This window comes from Paenibacillus sp. J2L1-98, from assembly GCF_056269405.1.
In genome coordinates this window covers 17,711-34,067 of sequence record NZ_JBWDNW010000029.1, presented here as the reverse complement: position 1 = coordinate 34,067, position 16,357 = coordinate 17,711, and the positions used below count along the sequence as shown (strand labels likewise).

General features: G+C 45.7%; 25 protein-coding genes. All 25 read left to right on the top strand.

Annotated elements, in window-relative coordinates:
• Positions 1-178 precede the first annotated feature (178 nt).
• Positions 179-409: a ribosomal L7Ae/L30e/S12e/Gadd45 family protein gene (locus tag AC0YNZ_RS28415; protein WP_475829780.1), complete on the top strand. Its 231-nt coding sequence runs from the start codon at positions 179-181 to the stop codon at positions 407-409.
• A gap of 154 nt (positions 410-563) precedes the next feature.
• Complete coding sequence (gene rpsL / locus AC0YNZ_RS28410; protein WP_114383955.1) at positions 564-983, top strand: 30S ribosomal protein S12; 420 nt, start codon at positions 564-566, stop codon at positions 981-983.
• 69 nt (positions 984-1,052) lie between these two features.
• Positions 1,053-1,523 carry a 30S ribosomal protein S7 gene (gene rpsG / locus AC0YNZ_RS28405; protein ID WP_475829779.1) on the top strand — a complete coding sequence of 157 codons (471 nt, stop codon included), beginning with the start codon at positions 1,053-1,055 and terminating at the stop codon, positions 1,521-1,523.
• 29 nt (positions 1,524-1,552) lie between these two features.
• Positions 1,553-3,628, top strand: a complete 2,076-nt coding sequence (gene fusA, locus AC0YNZ_RS28400) for an elongation factor G (RefSeq protein WP_475829778.1) — start codon at positions 1,553-1,555, stop codon at positions 3,626-3,628.
• Positions 3,629-3,740: 112 nt separating this feature from the next.
• Positions 3,741-4,931: an elongation factor Tu gene (tuf, locus tag AC0YNZ_RS28395; RefSeq protein ID WP_475829777.1), complete on the top strand. Its 1,191-nt coding sequence runs from the start codon at positions 3,741-3,743 to the stop codon at positions 4,929-4,931.
• Positions 4,932-5,231: 300 nt separating this feature from the next.
• A complete protein-coding gene (locus tag AC0YNZ_RS28390) occupies positions 5,232-6,278 on the top strand; it encodes an ABC transporter substrate-binding protein (RefSeq protein WP_475829776.1) in 1,047 nt (348 codons plus the stop codon).
• A 110-nt stretch (positions 6,279-6,388) separates the two neighbouring features.
• Positions 6,389-7,291 (top strand): ABC transporter permease, encoded by a 903-nt coding sequence (locus AC0YNZ_RS28385; protein WP_475829796.1) that lies wholly within the window; start codon positions 6,389-6,391, stop codon positions 7,289-7,291.
• A complete protein-coding gene (locus tag AC0YNZ_RS28380) occupies positions 7,291-8,085 on the top strand; it encodes an ABC transporter ATP-binding protein (protein WP_475829775.1) in 795 nt (264 codons plus the stop codon). Before AC0YNZ_RS28385 ends, AC0YNZ_RS28380 begins: the two co-directional genes overlap by 1 nt.
• 552 nt (positions 8,086-8,637) lie before the next feature.
• Positions 8,638-8,946, top strand: a complete 309-nt coding sequence (gene rpsJ, locus AC0YNZ_RS28375; protein ID WP_017692074.1) for a 30S ribosomal protein S10 — start codon at positions 8,638-8,640, stop codon at positions 8,944-8,946.
• 41 nt (positions 8,947-8,987) lie between these two features.
• Positions 8,988-9,611, top strand: a complete 624-nt coding sequence (rplC, locus tag AC0YNZ_RS28370; RefSeq protein WP_475829774.1) for a 50S ribosomal protein L3 — start codon at positions 8,988-8,990, stop codon at positions 9,609-9,611.
• Between the two features lie 28 nt (positions 9,612-9,639).
• Positions 9,640-10,263: a 50S ribosomal protein L4 gene (gene rplD, locus AC0YNZ_RS28365; protein WP_475829773.1), complete on the top strand. Its 624-nt coding sequence runs from the start codon at positions 9,640-9,642 to the stop codon at positions 10,261-10,263.
• Positions 10,263-10,556, top strand: coding sequence for a 50S ribosomal protein L23 (gene rplW / locus AC0YNZ_RS28360; RefSeq protein ID WP_475829772.1), 294 nt, complete (start codon positions 10,263-10,265; stop codon positions 10,554-10,556). The genes rplD and rplW overlap by 1 nt, the downstream gene beginning before the upstream one ends.
• A 17-nt stretch (positions 10,557-10,573) precedes the next feature.
• Positions 10,574-11,404, top strand: coding sequence for a 50S ribosomal protein L2 (rplB, locus tag AC0YNZ_RS28355; RefSeq protein ID WP_475829771.1), 831 nt, complete (start codon positions 10,574-10,576; stop codon positions 11,402-11,404).
• A gap of 65 nt (positions 11,405-11,469) precedes the next feature.
• On the top strand, positions 11,470-11,751 hold the full coding sequence (gene rpsS, locus AC0YNZ_RS28350) for a 30S ribosomal protein S19 (RefSeq protein ID WP_056635975.1): 282 nt from the start codon (positions 11,470-11,472) through the stop codon (positions 11,749-11,751).
• Between the two features lie 43 nt (positions 11,752-11,794).
• Positions 11,795-12,130, top strand: coding sequence for a 50S ribosomal protein L22 (gene rplV, locus AC0YNZ_RS28345; RefSeq protein ID WP_028609649.1), 336 nt, complete (start codon positions 11,795-11,797; stop codon positions 12,128-12,130).
• A gap of 13 nt (positions 12,131-12,143) precedes the next feature.
• Positions 12,144-12,806: a 30S ribosomal protein S3 gene (gene rpsC / locus AC0YNZ_RS28340; protein WP_475829770.1), complete on the top strand. Its 663-nt coding sequence runs from the start codon at positions 12,144-12,146 to the stop codon at positions 12,804-12,806.
• Positions 12,807-12,808: 2 nt separating this feature from the next.
• Positions 12,809-13,243, top strand: a complete 435-nt coding sequence (gene rplP / locus AC0YNZ_RS28335) for a 50S ribosomal protein L16 (RefSeq protein WP_028609647.1) — start codon at positions 12,809-12,811, stop codon at positions 13,241-13,243.
• Positions 13,233-13,433 carry a 50S ribosomal protein L29 gene (gene rpmC, locus AC0YNZ_RS28330; RefSeq protein WP_053373905.1) on the top strand — a complete coding sequence of 67 codons (201 nt, stop codon included), beginning with the start codon at positions 13,233-13,235 and terminating at the stop codon, positions 13,431-13,433. Before rplP ends, rpmC begins: the two co-directional genes overlap by 11 nt.
• Positions 13,434-13,483: 50 nt before the next feature.
• The gene (rpsQ, locus tag AC0YNZ_RS28325) at positions 13,484-13,747 is read left to right on the top strand and encodes a 30S ribosomal protein S17 (protein WP_110773989.1); all 264 of its coding nucleotides are present in this window, start codon (positions 13,484-13,486) and stop codon (positions 13,745-13,747) included.
• A 47-nt stretch (positions 13,748-13,794) separates the two neighbouring features.
• Entirely contained in the window at positions 13,795-14,163 is a 369-nt protein-coding gene (rplN, locus tag AC0YNZ_RS28320) for a 50S ribosomal protein L14 (protein WP_054025318.1), read from the top strand.
• 46 nt (positions 14,164-14,209) lie between these two features.
• Positions 14,210-14,563: a 50S ribosomal protein L24 gene (gene rplX, locus AC0YNZ_RS28315; protein WP_081417369.1), complete on the top strand. Its 354-nt coding sequence runs from the start codon at positions 14,210-14,212 to the stop codon at positions 14,561-14,563.
• 31 nt (positions 14,564-14,594) lie between these two features.
• Positions 14,595-15,137 (top strand): 50S ribosomal protein L5, encoded by a 543-nt coding sequence (gene rplE / locus AC0YNZ_RS28310; protein ID WP_053373908.1) that lies wholly within the window; start codon positions 14,595-14,597, stop codon positions 15,135-15,137.
• A 26-nt stretch (positions 15,138-15,163) separates the two neighbouring features.
• A complete protein-coding gene (locus AC0YNZ_RS28305) occupies positions 15,164-15,349 on the top strand; it encodes a type Z 30S ribosomal protein S14 (RefSeq protein WP_037291562.1) in 186 nt (61 codons plus the stop codon).
• A 30-nt stretch (positions 15,350-15,379) separates the two neighbouring features.
• A complete protein-coding gene (gene rpsH, locus AC0YNZ_RS28300) occupies positions 15,380-15,778 on the top strand; it encodes a 30S ribosomal protein S8 (RefSeq protein ID WP_053373909.1) in 399 nt (132 codons plus the stop codon).
• 31 nt (positions 15,779-15,809) lie between these two features.
• Positions 15,810-16,352, top strand: coding sequence for a 50S ribosomal protein L6 (gene rplF, locus AC0YNZ_RS28295; RefSeq protein WP_110773992.1), 543 nt, complete (start codon positions 15,810-15,812; stop codon positions 16,350-16,352).
• The last annotated feature ends 5 nt before the right edge of the window (positions 16,353-16,357 follow it).

The window sequence follows — 16,357 nt, the reverse complement described above, 5'->3', positions numbered from 1 at the left end:
TTTCAATGGAAGCGGAGGATGACCGCTCTTTTGCATGTTTATAGTATGAGTTTTATTTACGAAATGTTTGCGAATGAATATCTTTAAAGTTTCTTGACACAAGCACAGTGTAGGTGATACTATATCGAAGTGTGCCTAATTGTGTGATCGCTGAATGGAAGAATTGAAGGTGATTTACATGCAATTCAAAGTCGGCGCCAAGCAGACGGCCAAGATGCTCGAGCAGCAAAGAGCCATTGAAGTCTATGTTGCAAGAGATGCAGATCCGCAGATGAAAGAGAAGATTGTTCATCTATGTGAGCGGGCGGGAGTTCCGGTTAAATGGACCGAAACGATGGAAGACCTCGGGGAAACCTGCGGCATCGATGTCGGGGCCGCAATGGCCGCGCTCGTAACCGAAGAAGAATAACGCAATATCCGTTTTTGTTAGTTGATTATTTAGCGATGATTGACTGGCGAGAACTTTTGTTTGTTCTTTAATGAACCGCCTGGATCTGTGGGCTTAATTTTAGGTAAAATGTCTACCATATTAAAGACATGAATATAGGGAAGGGGGTGGCAACATGCCAACAATTAACCAGCTAGTCCGTAAAGGACGCCAAGCGAAAGTCGTTAAATCGAAATCGCCGGCATTGCAAAAAGGTTTCAATGCATTGAAACGTGAAGCTACAAACATCAGCGCTCCTCAAAAACGCGGTGTGTGCACTCGTGTAGGTACTATGACTCCTAAGAAACCGAACTCCGCGCTTCGTAAGTATGCGCGTGTGCGTCTAACTAACCGCGTAGAGGTTACAGCGTACATTCCGGGTATCGGACATAACCTGCAAGAGCACAGCGTGGTATTGATTCGTGGCGGACGGGTAAAAGACCTTCCAGGGGTTCGTTATCATATCGTTCGCGGCGCACTTGATACTGCAGGTGTTAACAATCGGAACCAATCTCGTTCCAAGTATGGTACGAAACGTCCGAAAGTTAAAAAATAATTAGTATAACCCTAACGGGTCATCGAAATGCTATAAAAAACGACTATTAGAAGAAAGGGGGACTTTCTCATGCCACGCAAAGGTCCTGTAACGAAACGCGATGTGCTTCCAGATCCGTTGTATAACAGCAAACTGGTAACACGCCTAATCAACCGTATTATGCTTGACGGTAAAAGAGGCGTTGCACAAACGCTATTGTATGATGCTTTCAAACTGATTCAAGAACGCACGGGTAAAGATCCGATGGAAGTGTTCGAAGCTGCTTTGAAAAATATTATGCCTGTACTTGAGGTTAAAGCTCGCCGTGTCGGCGGTGCAAACTATCAAGTGCCTATCGAGGTTAAACCAGAGCGCCGTACGGCACTTGGTCTCCGTTGGCTCGTGAACTACTCACGTAACCGCGGTGAGAAAACGATGGAAGAGCGTTTAGCTGCTGAAATCACAGATGCTTCCAACAACACTGGCGCATCTGTTAAGAAGCGCGAAGACACTCACAAGATGGCTGAAGCAAACAAAGCGTTTGCTCACTACCGCTGGTAGAATCTTTACATTCGAGAGGAGACAATTTTATGTCAAGAGATTTCTCCTTGAAAAATACGCGTAACATCGGGATTATGGCGCATATTGACGCTGGTAAAACCACAACAACTGAACGGATCTTGTTCTACACGGGCCGTACTCACAAAATCGGAGAGGTGCACGAAGGTGCAGCTACGATGGACTGGATGGAACAAGAACAAGAGCGCGGTATTACGATTACGTCTGCCGCGACAACCGCTCAATGGGATGGACACCGCATTAATATTATCGACACCCCGGGACACGTTGACTTCACAGTAGAAGTTGAACGTTCCCTGCGCGTATTGGACGGGGCCGTAGGCGTTTTCAGTGCAAAAGAAGGCGTTGAGCCACAGTCTGAGACTGTATGGCGTCAGGCTGACCGTTATGGCGTTCCACGGATTGCATACATCAACAAGATGGACATCATTGGCGCAGACTTCCTGAATGTTATTAAAGACATGCGTGAGCGTCTGCAAGCCAATGCTGTTGCAATCCAAATTCCGATTGGCGCTGAAAGTGATTTCGTAGGCGTTATCGATATTGTGGAGCGCGTAGCATATAAGTACAAAGATGATCTCGGAAAAGATCCTGAGAAAATCGAAATTCCTTCGGAGTACGCCGACCAAGTCGAAGAACTTCGTACGGAATTGATTGAGAAAGTTGCCGAGCTGGACGAAGACTTAACAATGAAATATCTGGAAGGCGAAGAAATCACTATTCCAGAAATTAAAGCTGCACTCCGTAAGGGTGTTTGCGAAGTTAAAATCTTCCCAGTTATCGTTGGCTCCTCATACCGTAACAAAGGTGTTCAAATGATGTTGGATGCTGTTGTTGACTACCTTCCATCCCCGCTTGACGTTCCTGCTATCAAAGGTACGCTTGAAGACGGAGAAGAAGGCGTGCGTCATTCATCAGATGAAGAGCCGTTCGCGGCACTTGCATTCAAAATCATGACTGACCCTTATGTTGGTAAATTGACGTTCTTCCGTGTGTATTCAGGCGTTCTTAAATCCGGTTCGTATGTTCTTAACGCAACTAAGAACAAACGTGAGCGTATTGGACGTATCCTTCAAATGCACGCTAACAGCCGTCAAGAAATTTCTGAAGTGTATTCAGGCGATATCGCTGCTGCTGTTGGTCTTAAAGACACAATTACGGGCGACACTCTATGTGATGAGAAAAACATTATCGTTCTTGAGTCCATGAACTTCCCAGAGCCGGTTATCTCGGTTGCGATCGAACCAAAAACGAAAGCTGACCAAGACAAACTAGGTATCGCAATTTCCAAATTGGCGGAAGAAGATCCTACTTTCCGTGCACATACAGACGAAGAAACAAACCAGACTATCATTTCTGGTATGGGTGAGCTTCACCTTGAGATTCTCGTTGACCGTATGTTCCGCGAATTCAAAGTTGAGACAAACGTTGGTAAACCGCAAGTTGCTTACCGTGAAACGTTCCGTCAAGCTGCGAAGGTTGAAGGTAAGTTCGTTCGTCAGTCCGGTGGTAAAGGTCAATTCGGTCATTGTTGGGTTGAGTTTTCGCCACTTGAGCCAGGTTCAGGCTTTATTTTCGAAAACAAAACAGTTGGTGGATCGATTCCTCGTGAATTTATCGCTCCTATCCAAGCTGGTATCGAAGAGTCCATGAAGAACGGTGTTGTAGCCGGCTTCCCGCTCGTTGATGTCAAGGCTGTTGTTGTTGACGGATCGTACCATGATGTTGACTCCTCGGAGATGGCGTTTAAAATTGCAGGTTCGATGGCGCTTAAAGCTGCCAAAGAAAAATGTAAGCCAGTTCTTCTTGAGCCAATCATGAAGGTTGAAGTTACTGTTCCTGAAGAGTACATGGGCGATGTTATGGGTATGCTTAACTCCCGTCGTGGTCGTATCGAAGGTATGGATACTCGTGCAGGCGCACAAATTATCCGCTCCAAGGTACCTCTCTCCGAGATGTTCGGTTATTCCACAACACTACGTTCCGGTACACAAGGACGCGGCGTATTCTCGATGGAGCTTTCTCACTATGAAGAAGTTCCAAAATCGATCTCTGAAGAGATCATCGCTAAGCACAAAGGCGAATAATCGTTTTTGTTCTTATAACCAATTGCTTTTGGCCGTCAGCTAAGTTTGCTTGCAAACCAGATGCCGGCCCACACATAAAAAATTCATGAAATATTGAGGAGGCTCAAGTTCAATGGCTAAGGCTAAATTTGAACGTAACAAACCGCACGTTAATATCGGTACTATCGGTCACGTCGACCACGGTAAAACGACTTTGACTGCAGCTATCACAACTGTACTTTCCAAAAAATACGGCGGTGCAGCAATCGCATTCGACCAAATCGATAAAGCTCCAGAAGAGCGCGAGCGCGGTATCACGATCTCGACAGCTCACGTTGAGTATGAGACGCCAGCTCGTCACTACGCACACGTTGACTGCCCAGGTCACGCCGACTACGTTAAAAACATGATCACTGGTGCTGCTCAAATGGACGGAGCTATTCTTGTAGTATCCGCTACTGACGGCCCAATGCCACAAACTCGTGAGCACATCCTGCTTTCAAAACAAGTTGGCGTTCCTTACATCGTTGTATTCTTGAACAAATGCGACATGGTTGAAGACGAAGAGCTTCTTGAATTGGTAGAAATGGAAGTTCGCGACCTTCTTTCCGAGTATGAGTTCCCAGGTGATGACACTCCAATTATCCGCGGTGCAGCTCGTGAAGCACTTGCTAACCCAGAAGGTCCTTGGGCTGACAAAATCGTTGAGCTTTTCGAGCAAGTGGATACTTATATCCCTACTCCTGAGCGCGATACAGCTAAGCCTTTCCTTATGCCTGTCGAGGACGTATTCACAATCACTGGCCGTGGTACAGTTGCTACAGGTCGCGTAGAGCGTGGCGTTATCAAAGTTGGCGACGAGGTAGAAATTATCGGTCTTGCTGAAGAATCCCGCAAATCGGTAGTAACAGGCGTTGAGATGTTCCGTAAATTGCTTGACTCCGCTCAAGCTGGTGACAACGTAGGCGCATTGCTTCGTGGTGTAGACCGCAGCAACATTGAGCGTGGACAAGTTTTGGCTAAACCGGGTTCGGTTAAACCACACACTAACTTCACTGCACAAATCTACGTTCTTACTAAAGAAGAGGGTGGCCGTCACAAGCCTTTCTTCACTGGCTACCGTCCACAGTTCTACTTCCGTACAACTGACGTAACAGGTATCATCAACCTGCCAGAAGGTACTGAAATGGTTATGCCTGGCGACAACATCACTGTAACGGTTGAGCTTATCGCTCCAATCGCTGTTGAAGAGGGAACTCGTTTCTCTATTCGTGAAGGCGGCCGTACAGTAGGCGCTGGCGCTGTAGCTTCTATCCAAAAATAATTGATGGCGGCTCTGGCCGCTATGAAATAACAGAAGCCCTCACTCTTGTGAGGGCTTTTGATTTATTTTAAAGCTCAATCGTATGATTTACTTTTTTTACATCCGGCGAATGATTGACTGCATGCCTTAAGCGCATTTAATATTAGGGAATAGTTAAAAACAAGGTCATCTTTGCTCGTTAAGATTCAGTCACTCACGTACAGTCATAGGCTTTAATGAGAGAAAGCGATAATGCTTTGCTGTATATGTTACTTTAGAGCTCCGCAATAAGACGACCTAATCATGAGAGGGGTTTAATGGATGAACAAAAAGTTTTGGATTAGTCTTGCGCTCGCTTCGGTTATGGTTATAACGGCAGCATGTGGTGCAAATACAGGTAAAACAGGATCGGATACGGACGGCAATACGGTTAATTCAGGCAGTGAGGCTGAAAAGACGTATACGATTGCCATTTCCCAAATTGTCGAGCATCCATCGCTCGATGCAACTCGCGAAGGCTTTATCGCTGCGCTTAAGGATGCAGGCATTGAAGAAGGCAAAAACCTAAAGATCGATTTTAACAACGCACAAGGCGATGCAGCAAATATTAAAACGATTTCGCAAAAAATCGCATCGAGCAAAAGTGATCTTGCTCTAGGGATCGCAACTCCGACTGCACAAAGTCTTGCAGATGATGTTAAGGACATACCTGTATTATTTGCAGCGGTAACTGATCCGATCGATGCTGGTATCGTTACGCAATTGCAAGCGCCAGGCGGCAATATCACAGGTGCTTCAGATACAAACCCGGATGCGATTAAGCAAACGATGGACTTTATCGCTTCCCAGTTACCTGATGTAAAAAATGTAGGTCTCATTATTAATGAAGGTGAACAAAACGCTGTCGTGATGGGCAACATTGCCGAGGAAGCACTCGCCAAGCATGGAATTAAGCTTATTAAAGCCTCCGTAGCTAACTCTTCGGATGTTAAGCAGGCTGCAGATTCCTTAGTAGGCCGTGTAGATGCCATCTATATTACTTTGGATAACATGGTGGTTAGCGGCGTTGATGCGATCATCGAAGTAGCGAATAATAACGACATTCCATTCTTCTCTGCTGATCGCGATACTGTAGAAAGAGGGGCATTCGCTGCTGTAGGCTTTAAATATTTTGATCACGGTTATGAAGTTGGCCAAATGGCTGTTGAAATCTTAAAAAATGGAAAAAAACCTGGCGATATGGATGTAACCGTTCCTCAGAAGCTTGATTTCATTTTCAATATGAAAGCAGCAGCTGAGCAAGGCATTACGGTTACTGACGAAATGAAGGCATTTGTAAAAGACCAACAAAATAACATCATCGAGTAAGTTCTATTTAATTAGTTTAAACTAATACGGAAAAGCATTCAGAGGGGTGATCGGGCTACTGGTTCACCCCTTTGTTATGAAAAAAGGAGGTATGTCATTTGCTCGCATCTATGCAGGGAGCTGTTGAAAGCGGACTATTGTATGCGCTTATGGCACTTGGAGTTTATATAACGTTCCGGATTCTTGATTTTCCGGATCTAACGGTAGATGGCAGCTTCACTACAGGCGCAGCCATCGGTACAGTCTTGACGGTTAACGGCACAGCTCCTTGGCTGGCTATATTATGCGCATTTGCAGGCGGGGCTATAGCGGGCACATGCACGGGGCTGCTTCATACTAAAGGTAAAATCAATGGGCTGCTATCCGGCATTATTATGATGATTGCTCTGTATTCGATTAATCTTAGAATTATGGGTAAGCCCAATGTTTCTCTGCGGGGGCAGGAGAACCTTTTCGCGAATGCTTCGACACTCGTCCTTATGATTATTTTTGTAGTTGTGGTTAAGCTGGTGCTGGATTTGTTTTTCCGTACCGAAATCGGATTAAGCCTTCGGGCAACCGGCGATAACTCCCGCATGATCCGGAGCTTTGGTGCCAATACCGATATTACAACGATTTTCGGCATTGCCTTGTCGAATGCTCTTGTGGCGACTTCAGGGGCATTAGTTGCCCAGTACCAGAAATACGCTGATAACAGCATGGGAATAGGTATGATCGTAATTGGTCTCGCATCGGTCATTATCGGCGAAGCCATATTCGGTGCACGTACTATTTTTAGAGCTACTTTAGCTGTTGTTCTTGGATCTATTGTTTATCGGATTATTTATGCATTGGCTTTGCGGGTGGAATGGTTAGAGGCACAGGACATGAAGCTGATTACAGCCGTTATTATTATTTTTGCATTGATTGTGCCTTCTGCACGCCGTCTATGGAAGCAAAAAAATATAGCGCGGAAGCGCACGGAAGAGATGATGGCTTCTATGGATAAAGTCCAGCCAGGAGGTGGACGCTAATGTTGGAAATTGCAAAAGTGTCCAAGCTGTTCAATCCAGGCACGGTGGATGAGAAGACGGCGCTCGTTGGCGCTAACCTTACGATGAAGCCGGGCGATTTTATAACGGTTATCGGAAGTAACGGTGCAGGAAAATCAACTTTGATGAACATCATATCAGGTGTCATGAAGCCGGATGCGGGAGAGGTTCGGATTGACGGGCGTAATATCAGTCAGCTCAACGAGTATCAGCGCAGCCGTTGGATTGGGCGTGTGTTTCAAGATCCGATGGCGGGTACGGCGCCTCGCATGTCAATTGAAGAAAATTTGGCGATTGCTTATGCACGAGGTAAGTCCCGCGGATTCTCATTTGGCGTGACCCGTGCGAAGCGTGCGATATTCAAGCAAGAGCTGCAGCGGCTTGGTATCGGCCTTGAAAACCGCCTTGGCGCTAAAGTAGGTTTATTGTCAGGCGGAGAGCGGCAAGCGCTAAGCTTGCTCATGGCTGCCTTTACAAGACCGCAGATACTGCTGCTGGATGAGCACACCGCGGCGCTTGACCCTGCCAGAGCAGAGCTCATAACTACACTTACGGAAACTCTTGTCCGTGAAATGAATTTGACGACCCTTATGGTTACTCACAATATGGAGCAGGCTATTCGTCTTGGCAACCGTTTAATTATGATGGACAAAGGACGGATCATCCTTGATGTGCCTGAAGAACGCAAAAAAGATCTCTCCGTCGAACAACTGCTTGGCGAGTTCGAGCGAATTAGCGGCAAGAAGCTGGCTGACGATAGAATCGTTTTAGGCTAAAAGGAAATTGCAGAGCATGCAGCGGCAGATGGAAATGAAGCCAGTAAAGTGCTTCAATCTGTAAAAGTAAAAAACGCAGCGACATTTGGTCGCTGCGTTTTTGTATGTAAATTGAACTCATGCATATGGGATAAAAAGCTGACCGAATCATGCTGGCGTTATTTGGGGGCTGTCTTTTCGCTCAATTGATGTTTATAATCAGTAAGTACCCATTAAGTCCGTTATTATAATGGATAGGTTCTAAATGCTTGTGATAAGGGACATAATGGGCCATATGAGGGATTAGACAGCATAAAGCCTTGCTTATCGGCATGCTGAAAGCCAACTGGAGCGACGTTTAGCGATATTTTTCCTACTTTTAAGTATTTGCAAAGAGGCCAAACTTTATGTTGCATTTGCCTATTAGTTTCGGTATAATATTGAATGTTGGTCTGACGTTGCGATGATGTGAGAGGTTGCCGACACACCCGGCCCCTTTGCCATGGGGCATGTGAAGGGTTTTCTCACGGAGTATGTCCGATAATAAATTGGGCGATAGAAGGAGGGACTTATATGGCAAAGCAAAAGATTCGTATCCGCTTGAAAGCATACGATCACAGAATTCTTGATCAATCCGCAGAGAAAATCGTTGAAACTGCAAAACGTTCCGGTGCAGGCGTATCCGGGCCGATTCCGTTGCCAACGGAAAAGCAAATCATCACCATTCTCCGTGCGGTACACAAGTACAAGGATTCCAGGGAGCAATTCGAACAACGCACTCATAAGCGTCTAATCGACATTGTTAACCCAACGCCGCAAACGGTTGATGCGTTGATGCGCCTGGATTTACCATCCGGTGTAGATATCGAAATCAAACTGTAATATCAGCATATGTGATTATAGAAAGGAAATGAGGTGTCAACATGAAAGGTATCTTAGGAAAAAAACTTGGTATGACTCAAGTGTTTACTGCTGAAGGTAACGTCGTTCCTGTAACGGTTATCGAGGCTGGCCCTTGCGTAGTGCTTCAGAAGAAAGACCAAGAGAACGATGGCTATGAAGCTGTTCAATTCGGTTTCTCCGATAAGAAAGAAAGCAGATCGAACAAGCCAGAAGCTGGTCATGCGAAAAAAGCTAACACAACACCTAAGCGCTACGTTCGTGAAATTCGCGGAATTAACCTGGGTGATTATGAAGTTGGCCAACTAGTAAAAGCTGACCTATTCACAGAGGGCGAATTCGTTGACGTAACAGGTATTTCGAAAGGTAAAGGCTTTGCCGGCGTTATCAAACGTTGGGGACAAAGCACGGGTCCTATGTCTCACGGTTCCCGTTACCACCGTGGACCAGGTTCGATGGGTTCTATCCAAGCGAACCGTGTACCGAAGGGTAAACGCCTTCCAGGACATATGGGTCACGCAACGATCACGATTCAAAAGCTTGAAGTTATCCGTGTAGACACAGAACGTAACGTTCTTCTTGTAAAAGGTTCGATTCCGGGCCCTAAAAACGGATTTGTGAAAGTAAAACAAACAGTTAAGAAATAATTGCTCTTAAAGAAAGGAGGAACAGGAAATGCCTAAAGTAACAGTATATAACGTGAGCGGCGCGCAAGTGGGCGAACTGGAATTGGCTGAAACGGTTTTCGGTATTCAACCAAACGCACATGTCCTGCACAGTGCTGTTGTTAATCAACAAGCATCTGAGCGCTTCGGTAATCACAAAACTAAAGGACGCTCCGAAGTACGCGGTGGCGGTCGTAAACCTTGGAAACAAAAAGGAACTGGCCGTGCTCGTCAAGGTAGCATTCGCTCCCCGCAATGGGTTGGCGGCGGTACCGTATTCGGACCGACTCCACGCACTTACGGATTCAAGCTTCCTAAGAAAGTTCGTCGTCTTGCAATTAAATCGGCATTGTCTTCGAAAGTGATCGCAAACGAGATTATCGTTTTGGATCAGTTGACACTTGCAACACCTAAGACGAAAGAATTCGCAGCAATCTTGAACAACCTTAAAGTCGGCCGCAAAGCTCTTGTCGTTACGGCTAACTATGAAGATAACGTTGCATTGTCTGCTCGTAACATTCCAGGTGTGAAATTCGTTGCAGCTGACGGCATTAATGTTCTGGATGTATTGGTGCATGACAACCTTGTCATCACTAAAGAAGCAGTAGAGAAAGTACAGGAGGTGCTTGCGTAATGAAAAATCCACGCGATATTATCAAGCGCCCGGTTATCACGGAACGTACGAGCGATTACATGGCTAACAAACGTTATGTGTTTGAAGTTGATCTTCGTTCGAACAAAACCGAAATCAAACTTGCAATTGAGCAAATCTTTAAAGTAAAAGTAACCGGCGTTAACACAATGCGTGTAGCGGGTAAACCAAAACGTTATGGTAAACATAGCGGATACAGACCAGATTGGAAAAAAGCGATCGTTCAACTGAGCGCTGACAGCAAAGAACTTGAATTCTTTGAAACGTCTGTTTAGAAAAGGAGGGAATCGAAGTGCCAATTAAAAAGTACAAACCGACATCTCCAGCTCGTCGTAACATGTCCGTCTCGACTTTCGAAGAGATCACGACAAGTACACCGGAGAAATCGTTGCTTGCTCCGCTTTTCAAAAAAGCTGGACGTAACAACCAAGGTAAAATTACGGTTCGTCACCATGGCGGCGGACACAAACGTAAATACCGTGTTATCGACTTCAAACGTACGAAAGACGGTATCGTTGGTAACGTAGCGACGATCGAATACGATCCGAACCGTTCATCCAACATCGCTTTGATCCATTACGTTGATGGTGAGAAAGCATATATCATCGCTCCGAAAGGCTTGAAAGTCGGAGATCAAGTAACTTCTGGACCAGCTTCTGATATTAAACCAGGCAACGCGTTGCCGCTTGTGAATATCCCAGTCGGTACAGTTATCCACAACATCGAATTGAAACCTGGCAAAGGCGGACAACTCGTTCGTGCAGCTGGAACTAGTGCTCAACTTCTTGGTAAAGAAGAAGACTATGTATCCGTGCGTTTGTCTTCCGGTGAAGTTCGTCGTATTTTGAACACTTGCCGTGCAACAATCGGTTCAGTTGGTAACGAAGATCACGAACTCGTGAAAATCGGTAAAGCCGGCCGTAACCGTTGGCTCGGAAATCGTCCACAAGTACGTGGTGTTGTAATGAACCCTAACGATCACCCACACGGTGGTGGTGAAGGCCGCGCTCCAATCGGACGCAAATCGCCAATGTCGCCTTGGGGTAAACCAACTCTTGGTTACAAAACGCGTAAGAAGAAAAAAGCATCGAGCCAATATATTATTCGTCGTCGCACGAAGTAATAACCGCTTGATAAAATCCGCGTGATACGCAAGTATCGCTACCGCTCATGAAGGGAGGAACACAAATGGGTCGCAGTTTGAAGAAAGGTCCGTTTATTGACGGTTACCTGCTTAAAAAAGTCGAGGTATTGAACGAAACGGAGAAGAAAGTCGTTATCAAAACCTGGTCCCGCCGCTCGACCATTTTCCCGCAATTCATTGGTCACACGTTTGCAGTATATGACGGACGCAAGCACGTGCCGGTATATGTAACGGAAGATATGGTTGGACACAAGCTTGGTGAGTTTGCACCAACTCGTACTTATAAAGGCCATGCTGGTGAAGACAAAAAAACGGGCAGACGTTAATTTGCCCTTAAATATCTCTAACTGAACGAGAGGAGGTTCCTACATGCCAGAAGCTAAAGCGCACGCTAAATTTATCCGTATTGCTCCTCGTAAAGCGCAGCTTGTTGCGGATTTGATTCGCGGTAAACAAGTTGGCGAAGCAATCGCGATTTTGCGTCATACGCCTAAGTCTGCATCCCCAATTTTGGAGAAGCTGCTGAACTCTGCCATTGCTAACGCTGAGCATAACTACCAGCTTGACGTAAACAAATTGTTTATTTCTCAAGCTTTCGTTAACCAAGGGCCGACAATGAAACGCTTCCGTCCTCGTGCGATGGGTCGCGCAAGCCGGATCAATAAAAGAACCAGCCACATTACCTTGGTGGTATCTGAAAAATAAGGAGGGATTACGTGTGGGTCAAAAGGTAAATCCAGTAGGCTTCCGGGTCGGAGTTATCCGTGATTGGGAGTCCAAATGGTTCGCGGGCAAAGATTTCGGCGATCTTCTTATGGAAGACGTTAAAATCCGTGAATATTTGAAAAACAAGCTGAAAGACGCAGCAGTTTCTCACATCGAGATCGAACGTGCAGCTAACCGCGTGAACGTAACGATCCAAACCGCAAAACCGGGTATGGTTATTGGTAAAGGCGGTTCCGAAGTTGAAAACCTGCGTACTGAGCTTGGTAAAATTACTAAAGGCAAAAAAGTACACATCAACATCTCTGAAATCAAACAAGCGGATCTTGACGCTATTCTTGTAGCTGAAAGCATCGCACAACAACTTGAGCGTCGTGTATCTTTCCGTCGCGCATTGAAGCAAGCAATTCAACGCTCCATGCGTTCAGGTGCTAAAGGGATCAAAACTGCAGTTAGCGGTCGTCTCGGTGGCGCGGAAATCGCACGTTCGGAAGGCTACAGCGAAGGAACAGTTCCACTTCATACGCTACGCGCTGATATTGACTACGGCACAGCAGAAGCGGCAACAACATACGGCCGTATCGGCGTAAAAGTATGGATCTATCGCGGCGAAGTCCTTCCGGCTAAGAAGAAAGCTCCCCAGGAAGGAGGCAACTAATCATGTTGGTACCTAAACGTGTCAAACACCGCAAACAACAACGCGGTCATATGAAGGGTCGCGCTAAAGGCGGCACTACAGTAGCATTCGGTGAATTTGGTCTTCAAGCTCTAGAACCATCATGGATTACTAACCGTCAGATCGAAGCGGCTCGTATCGCTATGACTCGTTACATCAAGCGTGGCGGTAAGGTTTGGATCAAAATTTTCCCTGCTAAACCAATTACTCAAAAGCCTCTTGAAGTGCGTATGGGTAGTGGTAAAGGTAACGTTGAAAAATGGGTAGCCGTAGTTAAACCAGGTAAAATCCTGTTTGAACTTGCTGGTGTATCCGAAGAAACCGCTCGTGAAGCGATGCGTCTTGCGGCACATAAATTGCCTATCAAGACTAAATTCGTGAAACGTGAAGAAGTGGGTGGTGAAGCAAATGAAAGCTAGTGAATTTAGAAACCTAACCTCTGCTGAGCTTGAACAACAGGTCGCTGGTTTTAAAGAAGAGCTTTTCAATCTTCGTTTCCAACTGGCTACTGGCCAATTGGATAACCCGACTCGGATCCGTGATGTGCGTAAAGGAATCGCTCGTGCTAAAACGATTTTGCGTGAAAGAGAACTCGGAATTAGCAGCTAGTTTATCCCTTACATGAATGCATAAACACGGCTGAAGGAAGGAGGAAGAACATGAGCGAACGCAATGCCCGTAAAGTTCTAATTGGCAAAGTGGTAAGCGACAAGATGGACAAAACAATCGTGGTTGCTATCGAAACATACAAAAAACACGATTTGTACCATAAACGCATTAAAGTTACGAAAAAATTTAAGGCGCATGATGAGAACGGCCAAGCGAAAATTGGCGACATCGTGAAAATCATGGAGACTCGTCCGCTATCGAAAGACAAGCGCTTCAGACTCGTTGAAGTTGTTGAAGTAGCTGTTATTATTTAATGAGCGTATGCAGTGTCTGAGCATTTTTCCGAAAGGAGGACGTTGAAATGATTCAACCATTTTCGCGCTTAGCGGTTGCTGACAACTCCGGCGCAAAACAATTGATGTGTATCCGTGTACTTGGTGGAACGGGACGTCGCGTTGGTCACATCGGCGATTTGATCGTTTGCTCAGTAAAACAAGCAACACCAGGCGGCGTTGTCAAAAAAGGTGACGTTGTTAAAGCGGTTATCGTTCGTACAAAGCGTTCGGTTCGTCGTAAAGACGGTTCGTACATCGCATTTGACGAAAACGCAGCAGTAATCGTTAAGGAAGACAAGAGCCCGCGCGGTACTCGTATCTTTGGACCTGTTGCCCGTGAGCTTCGCGATAAAGATTTCATGAAAATCGTATCGCTGGCACCAGAAGTAATCTAAGAACCCATATAAGCTTGAAAGCACAAGCGTGCAGGAGGTGTAACTCATGCCAAGGCTGAAAAAAATTCTCGAATCCCATAACAATAAATTGCACGTGAAAAAAGACGACACGGTTATCGTCATTACCGGTAAAGACAAAGGTAAGAAGGGCCGCGTTATCGCTGCGTATCCGCGTGAAAACCGCGTACTCGTAGAGGGTGTTAACACTGTTAAGAAACATACTCGTCCATCGCAAGCTAATCCACAGGGCGGTATTATCGAACAAGAAGCGCCAATTCACGTTTCAAACGTTATGCATATCGATCCGAAGAGCGGTAAAGTAACACGTATCGGATACAAAGTGCTCGACAACGGCAAAAAAGTTCGGATCGCAAAACGTTCCGGAGAAGTAATCGACTAATCGTTACGGTAGGAAAGGAGGTCCATGATCAATGGCAGCAAGATTGAAAGGTCGTTTCTTAAACGAAATAACTCCTGCTCTTATGCAGAAGTTCAACTATACGTCTGTTATGCAAGTGCCGAAAATTGAGAAGGTAGTTATCAACATGGGGGTAGGCGAAGCGGTTTCCAATTCGAAAATCCTTGATGTAGCTGTTGAAGAACTACGTATCATTTCCGGTCAAAAACCAGTCGTTACTCGTGCGAAGAAGTCTATTGCAGGCTTCAAGCTTCGTGAGAACATGCCAATCGGGGTTAAAGTTACATTGCGCGGCGAGCGTATGTATCATTTCCTTGATAAACTGTTCAACATTTCTCTACCGCGTGTACGTGACTTCCGCGGTGTATCGAACAAAGCTTTCGACGGTCGCGGTAACTATACGCTTGGCTTGAAAGAGCAATTGATATTCCCAGAGATCGAGTACGATAAAGTCGATAAAGTGCGCGGTATGGACATCGTCATCGTCACGACGGCAAAAACGGACGAAGAATCTCGTGAACTGCTGACCCAAATGGGCATGCCGTTTACGAAGTAATCCACTTTTAGGAGGTGTAATACCCAGTGGCAAAAACTTCGATGAAAGTGAAGCAACAACGCACACCGAAATTTAAAGTGCGCGCATATACGCGCTGTGAGCGTTGCGGCCGTCCGCATTCTGTTTTGCAAAAGTTTAAAATTTGCCGGATTTGTTTCCGTGAGTTAGCACATAAGGGCCAGATTCCTGGCGTTAAAAAAGCAAGCTGGTAATCAGCCTAGTTTGGGAAGGAGGTTAACACAATGGTTATGTCTGATCCGGTTGCAGATATGTTGACACGCATTCGCAACGCGAATGTCGTTCGTCACGAGACCGTGGAAATGCCCGCTTCGAAAATGAAGAAGCAAATCGCTGAGATTTTGAAGCGCGAGGGTTTTATCCGCGACGCTGAATATATCGAAGACAACAAACAAGGGATTATCCGTATTTTCTTGAAATACGGCCCTAACCAAGAACGCGTAATTACAGGTTTGAAACGTATTTCTAAACCAGGCCTTCGCGTTTATACACAATCAACTGAAATCCCTCGTGTACTCGGTGGACTTGGAATTGCAATTATTTCCACTTCCAAAGGGATTATGACTGATAAAGAAGCTCGTCAGGTTAAATCCGGCGGCGAAGTAGTTTGCTACGTTTGGTAAGTAACAAGTCACAAAGATAGGAGGTGTAACAATGTCCCGTATTGGTCGCAAACCAATCCAAGTGCCTAACGGCGTAACAATCAGCTTGGACAACACAGTTATTACTGTAAAAGGACCTAAAGGATCGCTTTCCCGTGAAATTCACAAAGAGATGAAAGTGAATGTAACGGAAACTGAGATTCTAGTAGAACGTCCTTCCGATAATAAATTGCATCGTTCGTTGCACGGAACTACTCGCAGCATCATCGCTAACATGGTGAGCGGCGTTACAGAAGGCTTCTTCAAAAACTTGGAGCTAGTCGGCGTAGGTTACCGTGCAAACAAAACTGGTGATAAAATCGTTCTTAACGTTGGTTACTCTCACCCAGTCGAAATTGCTCCAGATAACGGCATCGAGTTTGAAGTACCTGCTAACACTAAGATTACTGTTCGCGGTATCGATAAAGAGCTCGTTGGCGCAACTGCAGCAAAAATTCGTTCCGTACGTGAACCAGAGCCGTATAAAGGTAAAGGTATCAAGTACGAAGGCGAGCGCATCATCCGTAAAGAAGGTAAAGCCGGTAAGAAAAAATAAGCAAA